The organism is Mesorhizobium sp. M0016, assembly GCF_040324035.1.
Taxonomy (GTDB): domain Bacteria; phylum Pseudomonadota; class Alphaproteobacteria; order Rhizobiales; family Rhizobiaceae; genus Mesorhizobium.
On the sequence record NZ_JAMYVM010000012.1, the window covers coordinates 34,930 to 50,388 of the forward strand.

Genomic DNA, 15,459 nt, shown 5'->3' on the forward strand with positions numbered 1-15,459 from the left:
TTTACGAACAGGCGCCTCCAAGCGATGAATAAGCACTATTGCCGTGCCGCTTCGGCGCTTGCATTACCCAGATGCTGCATATGCTCTTCGAGCGCAGCATGAATGACTCGGGTCATCGGCAGCCCGGTCTTTTGTTTCAAAGTTCGCGCGAGGCGAACGCCGCGTTATTCTCGTCAGGCCGGCGTTCAACCGCCACCCTGAACTGCCGCAACAGCCTTCTCCACGGCGGGCAGGATGCGCTCGACCATCACTGCGACGCCCTTCGGATTGGGATGCAGGCCGTCCTCCAACTGCAGGCCGGACTGTCCGGCGACGCCATCGAGAAAAAACGGATAGAGCGGCACATCGTATTTCGCGGCCAGCTTTGGATAGATCGCATCGAAGGCGTTCTGGTAGTCGGCGCCGAGATTGGGAGCGGCGCGCATGCCGGCCAAAAGCACCGCGATCTTGCGCGCTTTCAGCTTCGCCAGCATGTCGTCCAGGTTCTTTTCCGTAATGCTGGGCGAGACGCCGCGCAGCATGTCGTTGGCGCCGAGTTCGAGGATAACCAGCCTTGTCCCATCCGGCACCGACCAGTCAAGCCGCGCCAAGCCGCCGCTCGAGGTGTCGCCTGAAACGCCGGCGTTGGCTACGGTGACGTCATGGCCTTTGGCGCGCAGCGCAGCTTGCAATTTGTCGGTAAAGCCATCGCCAGGCCCGAGGCCGAAACCGGCCATCAGGCTGTCGCCGAAGCCGACGATGGTGAACGTCTCGGCGCTCACGGACGAAATGGCGCCGCAAAGGGTGACGAAAAGGACGAGCCCTGCGGCATTCAAGCGTTTGAAAGATATCTTGCGTTTGAAAGACATGTGGCAGGCCCCATATACCCGAGGAATTCTTCCGGCGGCGGCTTCCGGCAAGCAGAGCCTTCATCCTGATATAGGACGCTTTAATTGTGACAGAAGCCGTCATCGCGCTGAAAGACATATCCCTGACCCTGGGCCAAGGGGCTTCGTCGGTGCATGTGCTGAAAGGCGTCAGCCTTGACGTGACGCGCGGCGAGGCGACCGGCATTGTCGGCCCTTCGGGTTCCGGCAAGTCGACCTTGCTGATGGTGCTTGCCGGGCTGGAGCAGGTCGATTCGGGGACGGTGCGGATCGCCGGCGAATTGCTGAACGGCAAAAGCGAGGACGAGATCGCATCGTTTCGGGGCCGAAACATCGGCATCGTCTTCCAGTCGTTCCATCTCATTCCCAACATGACGGCGCTCGAAAATGTCGCGGTGCCGCTGGAACTGGCCGGCCATGCCGATCCGTTCGGTGTCGCGGCGCGCGAGCTGGCAGCGGTGGGCTTGAGCGACCGCGTCACCCACTATCCGGGCGAGCTGTCCGGCGGCGAACAGCAGCGCGTGGCGATCGCCCGCGCGCTGGCGCCGTCGCCGCGCATTCTCATCGCCGACGAGCCGACCGGCAATCTCGACCATGCGACGGGGCGGCAGGTTGCCGACCTTTTGTTCGCCAAGGCGGCCGAGCGCGGCATGACCTTGTTGCTGGTCACGCACGATCCGGCCCTTGCGGCGCGCTGCTCGCGCCAGGTCTCGATGCGCTCGGGCCGCATCGAGGATGCGCCGGTAGCGCAGGTCAAGGTGCCGGCCTGATGCCACTGTCGCAGACGCTGAAGCTCGCGTTCCGCTTCTCGCTGCGCGAGATGCGCGGCGGGTTGTCGGGTTTCCTGATCTTCCTTGCGTGCATCGCGCTCGGCGTCGCTGCAATCGGCGGGGTCAATTCGGTGGCGCAGGCGATCACCGCAGGCGTTGCAGGCCAGGGCCAGACGCTGCTTGGCGGCGACTTGCGCTTCCAGCTCAACCAGCGCGATGCGACGCCAGCCGAAAGCACCTTCCTCGACCGCCTCGGCACTGTGTCGCACAGCGCCAATATGCGCTCGATGGCGCGGCTGGATGACGGCTCCGACCAGGCGTTGGTTGAGGCCAAGGCCGTCGACGACGCCTATCCGCTCTATGGCGCGCTCGAGACCGCGCCGCAGCTTGGCCGAGAGGATTTGTTCGGCGAGAAATCAGGCGTCTTTGGCGCCGCCGCGCCCGACCTGTTGTTCGACCGGCTGAATGTGGAGATCGGTGACCGGCTGAAGGTCGGCAGCGCGACATTCGAATTGCGGGCCAGGCTGGTGAGCGAACCGGATGCGGTGTCGGACGGTTTCGGCTTCGCGCCGCGGCTGATGGTTTCGATGCAAGGGCTCGCCGCCTCTGGTCTGATCCAGCCAGGCAGCCTGGTCGAGAATGCCTACAAGGTTCGGCTGCCGGCCGGCGCCAGCGAGGCCGATCTCAAGGCCATCCAGGATCGGGCGGCGAGCGATTTCCCCGAAGCCGGCTGGTCGATCCGCACCCGCTCGAACGCCGCGCCGGCGCTGTCGGCCAACATCGAGCGCTTCTCGCAATTCCTGACGCTGGTCGGGCTGACGGCGCTGGTGGTCGGCGGCGTCGGCGTTGCCAATGCGGTGCGCGCCTATCTCGACGGCAAGCGCGGCGTCATCGCCACCTTCAAGAGCCTTGGCGCCTCGGGCGGCTTCGTCTTCACCGTCTATCTCGTGCAAATCCTAATGATCGCCGGCCTCGGCATCGCGCTTGGCCTCATCCTCGGCGCCGCCATGCCGTTTGCGGCGAGTGCGGCGCTTCAGTCGGTCATTCCGGTGCCGGCGCAAGGCGGTCTCTATCCGGACGCGCTGGCTATGGCGGCGCTGTTCGGGCTGCTGGTGACGCTGGCTTTCGCGCTGTTGCCGCTCGGCCGCGCCCGCGATGTGCCGGCGACCGCTTTGTTTCGCGAAATGGGGTTCGAGGGCCGCGGTTTTCCGCGCCTGCCCTATCTCACGGCGGCAGTCGGTATCGCGCTCGCTTTGGCGGCGCTCGCCATCCTGTTTTCCGGCGACCGGCGCATCGCCACGATCTTCGTCGGCGCGACGATCTTTGCCTTTCTGGTGTTGCGCCTGGTCGGTGCGCTGGTGCAGTGGGTGGCGCGCAAAAGCCCGCGTGTGCGCTCGGTCGCGCTCAGGCTCGCCATCGGCAACATCCACCGGCCCGGCGCGCTGACGCCGTCCGTCGTGCTGTCGCTGGGCCTCGGGCTGACGCTTTTGGTGACGCTGGCGCTGATCGACGGCAATCTCAGGCAGCAGATCTCCGGCAGTCTGCCGGAACGGGCGCCGAATTTCTTCTTCGTCGACATCCAGAATAGCGAGGTCGATGCCTTCTCGACACTGATCGGCAAAGAGGCGCCGAAGGGAACGCTGGTCAAGGTGCCGATGCTGCGCGGCCGGGTGATGGCGCTGAACGGCGTTAGTGTCGACAAGGCCAATGTGCCATCGGAAGGCGCCTGGGTGCTGCGCGGCGATCGCGGCCTGACCTACGACGCCAAACAGCCGGCCAATGCGACATTGACCGAGGGCAGCTGGTGGCCGGAGAACTACAGCGGCGAACCGCTGGTCTCGTTCTCCAACGATGAAGGCAAGGCGCTCGGCCTGAAGCTCGGCGATACCGTCACCGTCAATGTGCTCGGACGCAATGTGACGGCCAGGATCGCCAATTTCCGAGAGGTGCAATGGGAGACGATGGGCATCAATTTCGTCATGGTGTTCTCGCCCAGCACCTTTGCCGGCGCCCCGCATGGCTGGCTGGCGACGCTGACCGAAAAGGATGCCACGGCAGCAGAGGATGCCCGCCTGCTCAACGCCGTCACCCGCGCCTTCCCGGCGGTGACGACAGTTCGGGTCAAGGACGCGCTCGACGTCGTCAACCGGCTGGTCGGCCAGCTCGGCACGGCGATCCGGGCCGCGGCCGGCGTGGCGCTGATCGCTTCGGTGCTGGTGCTGGCCGGCGCGCTCGCCGCGGGAAATCGCGCCCGCATCCACGATGCCGTGGTGCTGAAGACGCTGGGCGCCACGAGGCGCACGCTGATCGCGGCGTTTTCGCTGGAATACATGCTGATCGGCCTGGCCACCGCGGTGTTTGCGTTGGCTGCCGGCGGCATCGCCGCCTGGTACATCGTTGCCCGCATCATGACACTGCCGTCGCATTTCATGCCGGAGGTGGCAGTGGCGACCTTGGTGTTTGCGCTGGTGATCACGGTCGGCATCGGCCTTGCCGGCACCTGGCGGGTGCTCGGGCACAAGGCGGCGCCGGTGCTGCGCGACCTCTAGGCCCCAAGCGGCAAGGTTGGCCGAATCTGCCGTTTCCGATTAAATCTTGGTAATGTGCAGTCATGGAAGCCCAAGAAAACCGGCTTCCTGCGATTCACCAAGCGTTGCAGCCTGTTACGGTCTTGTTCTTGACGTCAAGAACCATCATATTTCGCCACAGGCATGCTGGAGCCCCGCCAGCGGCGCCCAGGTCCGAAAGGGCCTGACACCGTACGGGGCAGAAGCAACAGAGGATTCCAATGGCTGAGCCCATTCGCAACTACCAGACTTCGGCCGTGCCGGGCGCGCGCGCCGACATCGACCAAGGCCTGCGCACTTACATGCTCAAGGTCTACAATTTGATGGGGCTTGGCCTCCTCATCACCGGCGTCGCCGCCTGGGGCGCTTTCCAGCTCGCCGTCACCGGCGACGGACAGCTGACCGCTTTCGGCACGCTGATCTATGCCAGCGCCTTCCGCTGGGTGGTCATCCTGGCTCCGCTCGCCGCCGTCTTCTTCCTGTCGTTCAGGATCCAGTCGATGAGCGTGGCCGCGGCGCAAACCACCTTCTGGGTCTATTCGGGCCTGGTCGGCCTGTCGCTGTCGACCATCTTCCTGGTCTACACCGGCGCCTCGATCACCCAGACCTTCTTTGCCACGGCGGCCGCCTTCGGCGCGCTGTCGCTCTACGGCTACACGACCAAGCGCGACCTTTCGGCCTTCGGCTCGTTCCTGGTCATGGGCGTGGTCGGCCTGGTGATCGCCATGCTGATCAACATCTTCCTGCAGTCGTCGGCGCTCGGCTTCGCCATCTCGGCGATCGGCGTGCTGATCTTCGCCGGCCTCACCGCCTACGACACGCAGACCATCAAGGAAATGTACTACGAAGGCGATCAGGCCGACGTTGCCGGCCGCAAGGCGATCATGGGCGCGTTGAGGCTATATCTCGACTTCATCAACCTGTTCATGTTCCTGCTGCAGTTCATGGGCGATCGCCGCTAGGCGGTCTTCCCATCAGGCAACTGGACCAGCTGATATCAAGAGGGCGGCCCAACGGCCGCCCTTTTCTTTTGTGCCGGCCTTTGCTGTCATGGAGGCAGAAATTATGAGCACTATTTCCATCCGCGCGGCCTTGGAAGGCGACCTCGGCCGAATCACCGAGATCTACGCTGACGCCGTGACGCATGGCACCGCGAGCTATGAGCTGGAGCCGCCCAGCCGCACTGAGATGGGTACGCGCTTCGACAGCCTGACGGTGGGGGGCTTTCCCTATCTGGTGGCGGAACGAGGTGGCGCGCTGCTCGGCTACGCCTATGCCGGCGCGTTCCGGCCGCGCCCGGCCTACCGCTTCATCGTAGAGGATTCCGTCTATGTCGCGCCTGATGCGAAGGGCCAGGGCGTCGGGCTGCTGCTGATGCAGGCGCTGATTGAAGCCTGCCGTATGGCGGGCTTTCGCCAGATCGTCGCGGTGATCGGCGACGGCCATGCAGACAGCGCCTCGGTGCGGCTGCATGAAAAGCTCGGCTTTCGCCATTCCGGTCGCCTGGAAGGCTCCGGCTACAAGCATGGGCGCTGGCTTGACACGGTGTTCATGCAGCTGTCGCTGAATGGCGGCGTAACGGTTCCGCCCGATCCGCATTCGCTGCCGGAGCGGAAGTTTCGTGAGAGCCTGAGGAGGGGGAATTGAGGAGTTGAAGAACTGAAGAATTGAGGATTTGAATAGCTGAGAACAAACCCGGCGGTATTTCGACCGTTACATCCTCTTTTTTCAATTCTTCAGTTCTTCAATTCCCCAATTCTCAATTAGGCCTGGACAATCTTCAGCTTAGCATCGAAGACGTTGAGCACGCGACCGAGTTCCTGGCCGCGCTTGAGGATTCGGCCGCCGGCGGCGATGACGGCGAAGGCGCCTTGCCGGCGCGCCAGTTTCGGATCCTTGACGATCTGGAACAGCGGCACTTCGCTGGCCCGGCGGAAGACTGAAAACACAGCCCGATCAGACAGATGATCGATGGCATAGTCGCGCCATTCGTTGGCGGCGACCATGCGTCCGTACAGCCTCAGGATCTCGTCGAGTTCACGCCGGTCGAAACGGACCGGCTGGTCGAGGCGTTCGCGTCGCGCCTCGTGCAGCGGGATCAATATTGCGGATGCGTCCCCATCCTCCGTCCCACCGCTGCGATCGGTCATCCCGCGATCCCTTTGAAAATGAATCTCGCTTGCAGAAGTTGGCGTGTTCACCGTGGAATTGCAAGGCCCGGCTAACCATCCCGGGACTGCGCTGTTTTCGCAACGTCCAGTCACTTTTATAAAACGCGGTGTTTGAATTGGTGATGCCTCGCCACATTTCCGCCTTTTTTTATCCGCGCTCATGCCCCAATGTCCGACGAATTTACCGGCGTTGCCTGAGACGGTTCGGTCCGGCACCGGCTCGTAAACCCCAAGCCCCCCGCCCACGGGTCTGCGTCGGATCGAACCAACCTCGGACTTTCCTCAGGGAGAGACCGGGTGCGACGATCCCAAAACCTAAATGACCGACGTCAGAAGCAAGCTGACGTCGGTTTTTTTGTTTTTGGCTGCTTGAAGAATTTGCCGGAGGCTGCGGTGCCCAGTTTGCGGGCGCATCCCCTCACCCGGATTGCCAGCCGAATTGCAACAGCAATTCGGGCCAATCCGACCTCCCCCGAGCGGAGAGGAGTTCGCGCCAGCGCTGATTCAGCCCCTTCTCCCCTCGGGGAGAAGGTGGCCGAGAGCGGCCGGATGAGGGGGCCTCTTAAGGCTTGTGAATAAACGCAGCGCCCAGAATAGGGCCCGGCAGGCCGTCCTTGCCGACCGACTGCAGCAGCACGGCGCAGCCGCCTTTCTTGGCGATCTCCGTCATCGGCAATTCGTAGCGCTGCGCCTTGCCGTGCCACATGCCGGCGGTCTGGATGCCGGTGACGGCGTTCCAGTAGGTCATGCTGCGGCCGGTGTTCTCGCCCTTGGCGATGGTCACCGTCTGCGGTGGTTCGAAATAGACGATGACGACATGGGCGTCGCTGGGGCCGCTACCGGCGTCGCCGGCATCGATCATGACGCGATCGCTGGTGCGGCTGACCTTGACGCTGACCCGCATGCCTTCACCGGATTTCTCCATGCGGGCAAGCGCGCCGTCGACCTCCTTGCGGCTGGCGCCGTTGACATGGCTGCGACCATTGATGACGGCTTGCGGCGTGTAGACGGAGCGGGTGCCGAAGGCGCGCATATAGTCATATTGCCGGTCGGTATTGTCCTTGCTGCTCAGCGTGTCCTGCCAGCCGAGATAGTCCCAGTAATTGACGTGGTAGGCGAGCGCGACGACGTTGTCCTTGGCCGCCAGTTCGGCAAAGAACGCGTCCGCCGGCGGGCAGGAATTGCAGCCCTGGCTGGTGAACAGCTCGACCACGCCCAAGGGCCTGTCAATCTGCGGTTTGTCGGTCTGAGTCGTTCCCGATTCCTCGGCGAACCCGGTACCGGCAAGCGCCGAGAAGGCCAGCGCAAAAGCCGCAAGCCGCAGAGGGTGTCGAGGTGCCATGATCGTTCCGATTCCCGCCGGTGACGCCGGCCTTGTTCTGGTTGCCCAGATTTGTGGCAGAAGCGACAGTCAACGGGAAGTCACGTTGCGGTGAAATTTTTGCTGCGCAACCATGGGTATGGCCCCTACAGGCGGAGCACTTCACCGCCCGGTTCGATCGGGAGCATGGCATCATGAGCGTGGGGCAGATCTTGCTGAGCCCAGCCGGTTTTTACTCCTGTCGTACAGGGCGGAGCTTCGATCGGGTCGGGCAATGCTTTGGAAAGGCTGGGAGTAGGGAGTAGGGAGTAGGGAGTAGGGAGTAGGGAGTAGGGAGTAGGGGGATGTCGTTCCCCGCTACCGCCCAATCCCTACTGCCTAAGCCCTGGCCGCTACGCGGCCAGATCGCGCAGCACGTATTGCAAAATGCCGCCATTCTTGAAGTAATCGAGTTCGTCCAGCGTATCGATGCGGCAGATGATCGGCACGTTCTTCACGGTGCCGTCGCCATAAGTCACCTTGGCGATCATCGTCTGGCGTGGCTTGATGGTGCTTATGCCGTCGATCTCGACCAGCTCGTCACCCTTGAGGTTGAGCGAGGCCCATGAGGTGCCTTCCTCGAAGACGAAGGGGATGACGCCCATGCCGACTAGGTTGGAGCGATGGATGCGCTCGAAGGACTGGGCGATGACGGCACGGACACCGAGGAGATTCGTTCCTTTAGCTGCCCAGTCGCGCGAGGAGCCGTTGCCGTATTCGACGCCGGCGAAGATGACCAGCGGCACGCCTTCCTTTTTGTATCTCATCGCCGCGTCGTAGATCGATTCCTCTTCCTTCGACGGGTAGTGGATGGTGTAGCCGCCCTCGCGGCCGTTCTCGCCCAGCATGTGGTTGCGGATGCGGATGTTGGCGAAGGTGCCGCGCATCATCACCTCATGGTTGCCGCGCCTTGTGCCGTACTGGTTGAAGTCGGCAACGCCGACGCCATGGTCGGTGAGGTATTTGCCGGCCGGGGAAGCGGCCTTGATCGAACCCGCCGGTGAGATGTGATCGGTGGTGATCTTGTCGCCGAACAGGCCGAGCACGCGCGCGCCCTTGATGTCGCCGATCTTGCCGAAACCGGAGGTCATGCCGGCGAAATAGGGCGGGTTCTGCACATAGGTCGAGTTGTCGTCCCAGGCATAGGTCTGGCCTTCCGGCGCCTTGACGTTCTGCCAGTATTCGTCGCCCTTGAAGACGTCGGCATATTTGCGGGCGAACAGCTCACGTGTGACGTTCTTCTCGATGAACTCCTGGATCTCGGCCGAACTCGGCCAGATATCCCTGAGATAGACCGGCTTGCCGTCACGGCCTTCGCCGATTGGCTCGGTGGTCAGGTCCTTGGTGACGGTGCCGGCCAAAGCATGGGCTACCACCAGCGGCGGCGACGCCAGATAGTTCGCCTGCACGTCAGGCGAAACGCGGCCTTCGAAATTGCGGTTGCCGGAGAGCACCGCGGCGGCGATCAGGCCCTTATCGTTGATGGTCTTGGAGATCGGCGCTGGCAACGGGCCCGAATTGCCGATGCAGGTGGTGCAGCCGAAACCAACCAGGTTGAAGCCGATCTGGTCGAGCTCCTTCTGCAGGCCGGACTTTTCCAGATATTCGGCGACCACCTGGCTGCCCGGCGCCAGCGAGGTCTTCACCCACGGCTTCTGCTTGAGGCCGAGCCGGTTGGCGTTGCGCGCCAAGAGGCCGGCGCCGATCAGCACGCTCGGGTTGGAGGTGTTGGTGCAGGACGTGATGGCGGCAATGACGACATCGCCATGACCGAGATCATGGTCGGTGCCTTCGACGGCATAGCGCTTGTGGATTTCGGCAGCCTTCTTGTACTCGGTCTCCATCGCCTTGGCGAAGCCGGCCGGAATGCCTTCGAGCGGAACGCGGCCTTCGGGGCGCTTGGGACCTGCCATCGACGGCACGACGCTGTCGAGCTCGAGTTCGAGCAGGTCAGTGAAGACAGGGTCGGCCGAGCCGGCGTCACGCCACATGCCTTGCGCCTTGGAATAGGCCTCGACCAGGGCGATGCGGCTTTCCTCGCGGCCCGACATTGTGAGGTAGCGGATGGTCTCGCCGTCGACCGGGAAGAAGCCGCAGGTGGCGCCATATTCGGGCGCCATGTTGCCGATGGTGGCGCGGTCGGCCAGCGTCATGTTGGACAGGCCCGGGCCGAAGAACTCGACGAACTTGCCGACGACGCCCTTCTTGCGCAGCATCTGGGTGACGGTCAGTACGAGGTCGGTGGCGGTGATGCCCTCCCTGAGCTTGCCGGTAAGGCGGAAGCCGATGACTTCGGGCAACAGCATGGAAACCGGCTGGCCGAGCATCGCCGCCTCGGCCTCGATACCGCCGACGCCCCAGCCGAGCACGCCAAGGCCGTTGATCATAGTGGTGTGCGAATCGGTGCCGACGCAGGTGTCGGGATAGGCGGTCGTTTCGCCGTCTTCCGTGTTGGTCCAGACGACCTGACCGAGATATTCGAGGTTGACCTGATGGCAGATGCCGGTGCCGGGCGGCACGACGCGAAAATTGCGGAACGCCTGCTGGCCCCATTTCAGGAATTTATAGCGCTCTTCGTTGCGCTCATATTCGAGCTCGACATTCCTGGCAAAGGCCAGTGGCGTGCCGAATTCGTCGACGATGACGGAGTGGTCGATGACGAGGTCGACCGGCACCAGCGGATTGATCTTCTGCGGATCGCCGCCGAGCGCCTTGAGGCCGTCGCGCATGGCGGCCAAGTCGACCACCGCCGGGACGCCGGTGAAATCCTGCATCAGGACACGCGCGGGGCGATAGGCGATCTCGACGCCGGCGGTGCCCTTGTCGGTCAGCCAGCCGGCAACAGCCTGGATAGAGTCCTTGGTGACGGAGCGGCCGTCTTCATTGCGCAAAAGGTTTTCCAGCAGCACCTTCATCGAATAAGGCAGCTGGGCAATGCCGGTGAGGCCGTTCCTCTCGGCCTCGACCAGATTGTAATAGACATAGTCCGCGCCACCCACGGTGAGGGTGCGGCGGCAATTGAAACTGTCGAGGGATTTTGACACGTGCGGTCCGTCCTTGTCTGTTCAGCCTGAAAGGGAACGGACGCCGATGGGCATGCAATCACGCGCAAAGGTGCGGGTACGGCCATTTCCGCTGTCCGTTCCCAGCCAACCCGAGCCGTTCAAGGCGGCGCGTGCGCTGGTTCGGCGCAAATTCTGTTCCCGTGCCGACCGCTGGCACGGATGTCCCGCATATAGAGAATTTTCTGGAATAGTTCTAGACAGTTGCGGAGCAAATTTGTGCGATGCGGCAGCTATCGCGCGGTAAAGTTTTCGGGACGGGCAGGCATGCGGCTGATTGCCGAAAATCTGGGCGGCGAACGCGGCGGCGAGACGGTCTTTTCCGGCATCGGTTTTGCGCTCGACAAGGGCCAGGTGCTGGTCGTCACCGGGCCGAACGGCTCGGGCAAATCGACGCTGCTCAGGGTCATCGCCGGGCTGCTGCCGAAGGCGCAAGGCGATGTGCGCATCGAGGGCGGCGAGAGGTTTCCGACGATCGCTTCGGCGGTCCACTATCTCGGCCACCTCAATGCAATGAAGACGGCGCTCAGCGTGGCGGAGAATCTGCGCTTCTGGCGCGATTTCAACGGCGACGGGCAGTCGGGTGTGGGGGAGGCGCTGGAGACGGTTGGTCTCGGCGGCATCGGCCATCTGCCTTTCGGATATTTGTCGACCGGGCAAAGGCGGCGGGCGGCGATTGCGAAATTGCTGGTCAGTCATAAGCCGCTGTGGCTGCTGGATGAGCCGACGGCTGGGCTGGACAAGGCCTCGGAGGCGCGGTTTGCGGGGCTGATGACGAGGCATTGCGCGGAGGGCGGGATTATTGTCGCGGCGACGCATTTGCCACTGGGATTGGATGGGGCGAAGGAATTGAGGATGGGAGCAATAGGGTGATGTCGGCATTCCCGCCCACCCCCCTCTGCCCTACCGGGCATCTCCCCCGCAGGGGGGGAGATCAGATGTCATGCCGGCTTTCGCCAATCACCGGCATTGAAAAAGAGGCGTCAGCAACGGAACTGCCAATCTCCCCCCTTGCGGGGGAGATGACCGGGAGGACAGAGGGGGGTGTGAAGGAACGCCACCTTCGGCAAGATGGCGATCAAACCGCAGGCGCGGCTCGCCAATGCTAGCCCTCTTCCTGCGCGACGTCCGTCTCTCAATCCGTGCCGGGGGCGGGGCGCTCACCGGCGTCATCTTCTTCCTCGCCGTCATCGCCACCATCCCCTTCGGTGTCGGACCGGACCTGAAGCTGCTCGCCCGCATCGGTCCGGCGATCCTTTGGATCGGCGCTCTGCTCGCCTGCCTGCTCGGCCTCGACCGGCTGTTTCAGGCCGATCGCGAAGACGGTTCGCTCGATCTTCTGGTGCTGGGCAATGACCGCCACATGCTGGCGCTGACGGTGCTGGTGAAGTGCCTGGCGCACTGGATGGGCAGCGTTCTGCCGCTGGTGGTTGCGGCACCTCTGCTCGGCCTGTTCATGAACATGGAGCCGCTCAGCATCGGCGCCACCGCGCTCACGCTGCTGGTCGGCACGCCGGCCATCACTTTCATCGGCGCGGTCGGGGCGGCGGTGGCGGTGGCGCTGCCGCGTGGCGGGCTGCTGATCTCGGTGCTGGTGTTGCCGCTGACCATCCCGGTGCTGATCTTCGGGGTGTCGGCGAGCTACGGCGCGGTGGCCGACCCTGATCCGTTCCTGCAGCCCTTCCTCATTCTTGCCGCGCTGACGCTGTTTCTTGCCGTGCTGGGTCCGGTGGCGGCAGCACTGGCGCTGCGGCATGGAACGGATTGATATGACCGCTGCGGCGCGACGATCAATTGCGAAGCCCCAGCCGCAAAGCTAAGAAAGCCGCAAAGCCATGGGAAGGCCATGATCGAGCACGACGAAGTGACGGTGGAAGGGGAGCGAAGCGCATGAGTGCACACGCACTCTATGTCGCGGCCGCCTATGGCATCACGGTGATCGTGCTGGCCGGGCTGATCGGCTGGATCCTGCTCGACCAGCGGACCCGCAAGCGCGAACTGGCAGACCTCGAAGCGGCCGGCGTGCGGCGTCGCTCGGACAAAGCCGGTACTGGGGCCAGCACTGGGGCCAGCAAGCCATGAGCACGGAAAGCGAAACGCCGGCGTCGCCGCGCCGCCGCCTGATCGTGCTGTTGCCGCTGCTGGTTTTTCTCGGCCTCGCCGGATTGTTCCTGTCGCAGCTTTTGTCGGGACGCGATGAGGCGGCAGTGCCGTCGGCGCTGATCGGCCTGCCGGCGCCGCAGACCAACCTGCCGGCGCTGGAAGGGTCAAACCTGCCCGGGCTGGATTCGAAAGCCTTCGCCGGCAAGGTAACGCTGGTCAACGTCTTTGCATCGTGGTGCGCGCCGTGCCGGGAAGAGCATCCGGTGCTCTTGCAGCTGTCGCAGGACAAGCGCTTCGTCATGGCCGCGCTAAACTACAAGGACCAAGCGCAAAACGCGCGCCGGTTCCTTGGTGATCTCGGCAATCCGTTCCAGGCGATAGGTGTCGACGAGGCCGGCCGCACGGCCATCGACTGGGGCGTCTACGGCGTGCCGGAAACCTTCGTCATCGGCAAGAACGGCAAGATTGCCTACAAGCATGTCGGGCCGCTGACAGGGGAGTCGGCGAGGGATGTTCTGTTGCCGCAGATTGAAAAGGCGCTCGCGGCACCGGGCTGACGTTGGCGCCATGCCCCCTCATCGGGCCGCTACGCGCCCCCTCCTCCCCGTGGGGGAGAAGAGGGAAGCATCGGCACAGGCTAGCTCCTCTCCCCGGGGGGAGAGGTCGGATTGCCCGAATTGCTCATGCAATTCGGTTTGGCAATCCGGGTGAGGGGGCGGTGCCCCGCTGAGGTCTGAAATGCTCAGCCGTAGATCTGCCTGTGGACCTGGTAGAGCATTTCCGAGCGGTCGGCGCGCAGGTCGGCCAGATCGCGGCTCGTCAGGTTTTCGATTTCCGCGACGAGGCGGTTGTAGTGGCGGCGCTTGGCCATCGAGGTGCGCGCGCGGGAGAAGAGGTTGTCAAAAGCCACAGCAAGGGTCCTTTCGTGCCGCATATCGGCGGTGAATTTGTTCCTCCCTTGATCGTTCGCACCATGACATAGGAATGGTGCGATGCAAAAAGAAGATGTTGCAATGCACCATTGCACAGGGCGCATAGCGGGTTAATACAGAGCTACAGCACCATAAACGGCCGGACAGGCTGGCGGGCCATGCCGGCCGGGCACCTTTTGTCTTACAAATTGCGCCTGCGGCACCTTGCCATCGCGCCCGCAGGCTGGCTTGATCCGCGCGTCACGTGATGCCCGGAGGAAATGCATGGCGACCGCAGACTATTACGAAATTCTCGATCCGCGTTTCGCGCGGCTTTTCAACGGCAACGCCCAGGTGGAAAAGCTGTTTACCGGATGTCAGTGGGCGGAAGGGCCGGCCTGGTTCGCCGCCGGCCGCTATGTCGTCTGGTCCGACATCCCCAACAACCGCATGCTGCGCTATGACGAGACCGACGGCAATGTCAGCGTCTTCCGTCAGCCCTCCGGCAATTCCAACGGCAACACCGTCGACCGCCAGGGCCGACTGGTGACGTGCGAGCATTCCGGCCGCCGCGTCAGCCGCACCGAGCATGACGGTTCCGTCACCACCATCGCGGCCGAATGGAAAGGCAAGCGGCTGAATTCGCCCAATGACGCGGTCGTGAAATCCGACGGCTCGATCTGGTTCACCGATCCGAGCTACGGCATCGACACCGACTATGAGGGCGACAAGGCCGAAAGCGAGATCGGCGCTTGCAATGTCTACCGGGTCGATCCGGATACGGGCGAGGTCGAGGCCGTCATCACCGACATGGTCCGGCCGAACGGGCTTGCCTTTTCACTGGATGAAAGCCAGCTCTATGTCGTCGACACCGGCCGCACCCATGGCGCGCAGAACCCCGCGCATATGCGGGTCTTCAACGTCGGCAAGCACGGCAAGAAGGTGTCGGGCGGCAAGGTGTTCGCCGACTGCACGGCCGGCCTGTTCGACGGCTTCCGGCTCGACGAGGCCGGCCGCATCTGGACCAGTGCCGCCGACGGCATCCATTGCTACGATCCCGACGGCACGCTGATCGGCAAGGTGAAGGTGCCGGAAGTGACCGCCAATTGCGTGTTCGGCGGCAACAAGCTGAACTGCCTCTACATCGCCGGCACCACGTCGCTCTACATGGTGCGGCTGATGGTGAACGGGGCGAAGACGTATTGAGGCTGCTGGAAACGCTTCTCTGGCGGCCCTTGATGGCGTTTCTGCGCATGTCCGCGGCGCCTGTTGCGCGGCGGCCGCCGGAACCGCCGCCAAGCGGTTCGCCGGAGCGGATTTCGAAGCCGCCCAGCGGCGGCGGTATCAGACACAATTCAAGGGGAGGACGTCATGCCATTCGTCAACATCCGCATCGTCAAGGAAGTGATCGCCGCTGATCCCGCTGGCAAGAAGGCCGACATTGCCAAAAAGGTCACGGCGGCCATCATGGACGCCACCGGGCTTAGCAATGACGACGTCTGGGTGGTGTTCGAAGAGGTCAACGCGCGCGACTGGTATGTCGGTGTGACCGATGTCGAGACGTTGCGGAAGGGGTAGCACAGCGGCACGTTGGGGTGCGGCCGCACCCTTTCGTTCGTCATCCTAGGGTCTGCGCCGCGTCGCTTCGC

15 protein-coding genes are annotated in these 15,459 nt (G+C 63.5%); 10 read left to right on the forward strand and 5 right to left on the reverse strand.

What is annotated here, in order from left to right; all coding sequences use genetic code 11:
• Nucleotides 1–185 precede the first annotated feature (185 nt).
• Entirely contained in the window at nucleotides 186–848 is a 663-nt protein-coding gene (locus NKJ88_RS18255; RefSeq protein ID WP_460221912.1) for an arylesterase, read from the reverse strand.
• 86 nt (nucleotides 849–934) lie between these two features.
• On the opposite strand from NKJ88_RS18255, the gene NKJ88_RS18260 reads away from it, so the two are divergent.
• From NKJ88_RS18260 to NKJ88_RS18275, 4 genes are all read left to right on the forward strand, one after another.
• Nucleotides 935–1,636 carry an ABC transporter ATP-binding protein gene (locus NKJ88_RS18260; protein WP_023747389.1) on the forward strand — a complete coding sequence of 234 codons (702 nt, stop codon included), beginning with the start codon at nucleotides 935–937 and terminating at the stop codon, nucleotides 1,634–1,636.
• Nucleotides 1,636–4,185, forward strand: a complete 2,550-nt coding sequence (locus tag NKJ88_RS18265; protein ID WP_352444961.1) for an ABC transporter permease — start codon at nucleotides 1,636–1,638, stop codon at nucleotides 4,183–4,185. The genes NKJ88_RS18260 and NKJ88_RS18265 overlap by 1 nt, the downstream gene beginning before the upstream one ends.
• A 239-nt stretch (nucleotides 4,186–4,424) precedes the next feature.
• Nucleotides 4,425–5,165, forward strand: a complete 741-nt coding sequence (locus tag NKJ88_RS18270) for a Bax inhibitor-1/YccA family protein (RefSeq protein WP_023671726.1) — start codon at nucleotides 4,425–4,427, stop codon at nucleotides 5,163–5,165.
• Nucleotides 5,166–5,268: 103 nt separating this feature from the next.
• Nucleotides 5,269–5,850 carry a GNAT family N-acetyltransferase gene (locus NKJ88_RS18275; RefSeq protein WP_023807682.1) on the forward strand — a complete coding sequence of 194 codons (582 nt, stop codon included), beginning with the start codon at nucleotides 5,269–5,271 and terminating at the stop codon, nucleotides 5,848–5,850.
• A gap of 116 nt (nucleotides 5,851–5,966) precedes the next feature.
• Here the strand turns inward: NKJ88_RS18275 and NKJ88_RS18280 are convergent, their stop codons facing one another.
• The 3 genes from NKJ88_RS18280 to acnA all read right to left on the reverse strand — a co-directional run bounded on the left by NKJ88_RS18280 (nucleotide 5,967) and on the right by acnA (nucleotide 10,778).
• A complete protein-coding gene (locus tag NKJ88_RS18280) occupies nucleotides 5,967–6,353 on the reverse strand; it encodes a DUF2794 domain-containing protein (RefSeq protein ID WP_023683844.1) in 387 nt (128 codons plus the stop codon).
• A gap of 583 nt (nucleotides 6,354–6,936) precedes the next feature.
• On the reverse strand, nucleotides 6,937–7,716 hold the full coding sequence (locus tag NKJ88_RS18285) for a DUF1223 domain-containing protein (protein ID WP_023683845.1): 780 nt from the start codon (nucleotides 7,714–7,716) through the stop codon (nucleotides 6,937–6,939).
• Between the two features lie 371 nt (nucleotides 7,717–8,087).
• Nucleotides 8,088–10,778: an aconitate hydratase AcnA gene (gene acnA, locus NKJ88_RS18290; protein WP_023824366.1), complete on the reverse strand. Its 2,691-nt coding sequence runs from the start codon at nucleotides 10,776–10,778 to the stop codon at nucleotides 8,088–8,090.
• A gap of 285 nt (nucleotides 10,779–11,063) precedes the next feature.
• On the opposite strand from acnA, the gene ccmA reads away from it, so the two are divergent.
• The 4 genes from ccmA (at nucleotide 11,064) to NKJ88_RS18310 (ending at nucleotide 13,456) form a co-directional block, all read left to right on the forward strand.
• On the forward strand, nucleotides 11,064–11,669 hold the full coding sequence (ccmA, locus tag NKJ88_RS18295; protein ID WP_023824365.1) for a heme ABC exporter ATP-binding protein CcmA: 606 nt from the start codon (nucleotides 11,064–11,066) through the stop codon (nucleotides 11,667–11,669).
• A gap of 229 nt (nucleotides 11,670–11,898) precedes the next feature.
• Entirely contained in the window at nucleotides 11,899–12,564 is a 666-nt protein-coding gene (ccmB, locus tag NKJ88_RS18300) for a heme exporter protein CcmB (protein WP_023824364.1), read from the forward strand.
• A gap of 122 nt (nucleotides 12,565–12,686) precedes the next feature.
• Entirely contained in the window at nucleotides 12,687–12,878 is a 192-nt protein-coding gene (gene ccmD / locus NKJ88_RS18305) for a heme exporter protein CcmD (RefSeq protein WP_023671735.1), read from the forward strand.
• On the forward strand, nucleotides 12,875–13,456 hold the full coding sequence (locus NKJ88_RS18310; protein ID WP_352444965.1) for a DsbE family thiol:disulfide interchange protein: 582 nt from the start codon (nucleotides 12,875–12,877) through the stop codon (nucleotides 13,454–13,456). Before ccmD ends, NKJ88_RS18310 begins: the two co-directional genes overlap by 4 nt.
• Before the next feature lie 185 nt (nucleotides 13,457–13,641).
• On the opposite strand, the gene NKJ88_RS18315 is transcribed toward NKJ88_RS18310, so the two are convergent.
• Complete coding sequence (locus NKJ88_RS18315) at nucleotides 13,642–13,809, reverse strand: hypothetical protein (RefSeq protein WP_023671737.1); 168 nt, start codon at nucleotides 13,807–13,809, stop codon at nucleotides 13,642–13,644.
• Nucleotides 13,810–14,095: 286 nt separating this feature from the next.
• Between NKJ88_RS18315 and NKJ88_RS18320 the strand changes: the two genes are divergently transcribed.
• Together NKJ88_RS18320 and NKJ88_RS18325 are read left to right on the forward strand one after the other, a co-directional pair.
• The gene (locus NKJ88_RS18320) at nucleotides 14,096–15,016 is read left to right on the forward strand and encodes an SMP-30/gluconolactonase/LRE family protein (RefSeq protein ID WP_023671738.1); all 921 of its coding nucleotides are present in this window, start codon (nucleotides 14,096–14,098) and stop codon (nucleotides 15,014–15,016) included.
• Between the two features lie 165 nt (nucleotides 15,017–15,181).
• Nucleotides 15,182–15,388: a tautomerase family protein gene (locus NKJ88_RS18325; RefSeq protein WP_023683852.1), complete on the forward strand. Its 207-nt coding sequence runs from the start codon at nucleotides 15,182–15,184 to the stop codon at nucleotides 15,386–15,388.
• Nucleotides 15,389–15,459 lie beyond the last annotated feature (71 nt).

Excerpts from the sequence above, each read along its gene's own strand:
- NKJ88_RS18255 (WP_460221912.1), bottom strand. The coding sequence starts at position 848 with ATGTCTTTCAAACGCAAGATATCTTTCAAACGCTTGAATGCCGCAGGG.
- NKJ88_RS18265 (WP_352444961.1), top strand. The coding sequence starts at position 1,636 with ATGCCACTGTCGCAGACGCTGAAGCTCGCGTTCCGCTTCTCGCTGCGC.
- NKJ88_RS18270 (WP_023671726.1), top strand. The coding sequence starts at position 4,425 with ATGGCTGAGCCCATTCGCAACTACCAGACTTCGGCCGTGCCGGGCGCG.
- NKJ88_RS18275 (WP_023807682.1), top strand. The coding sequence starts at position 5,269 with ATGAGCACTATTTCCATCCGCGCGGCCTTGGAAGGCGACCTCGGCCGA.
- NKJ88_RS18280 (WP_023683844.1), bottom strand. The coding sequence starts at position 6,353 with ATGACCGATCGCAGCGGTGGGACGGAGGATGGGGACGCATCCGCAATA.
- NKJ88_RS18285 (WP_023683845.1), bottom strand. The coding sequence starts at position 7,716 with ATGGCACCTCGACACCCTCTGCGGCTTGCGGCTTTTGCGCTGGCCTTC.
- ccmA (WP_023824365.1), top strand. The coding sequence starts at position 11,064 with ATGCGGCTGATTGCCGAAAATCTGGGCGGCGAACGCGGCGGCGAGACG.
- ccmB (WP_023824364.1), top strand. The coding sequence starts at position 11,899 with ATGCTAGCCCTCTTCCTGCGCGACGTCCGTCTCTCAATCCGTGCCGGG.
- ccmD (WP_023671735.1), top strand. The coding sequence starts at position 12,687 with ATGAGTGCACACGCACTCTATGTCGCGGCCGCCTATGGCATCACGGTG.
- NKJ88_RS18310 (WP_352444965.1), top strand. The coding sequence starts at position 12,875 with ATGAGCACGGAAAGCGAAACGCCGGCGTCGCCGCGCCGCCGCCTGATC.
- NKJ88_RS18320 (WP_023671738.1), top strand. The coding sequence starts at position 14,096 with ATGGCGACCGCAGACTATTACGAAATTCTCGATCCGCGTTTCGCGCGG.
- NKJ88_RS18325 (WP_023683852.1), top strand. The coding sequence starts at position 15,182 with ATGCCATTCGTCAACATCCGCATCGTCAAGGAAGTGATCGCCGCTGAT.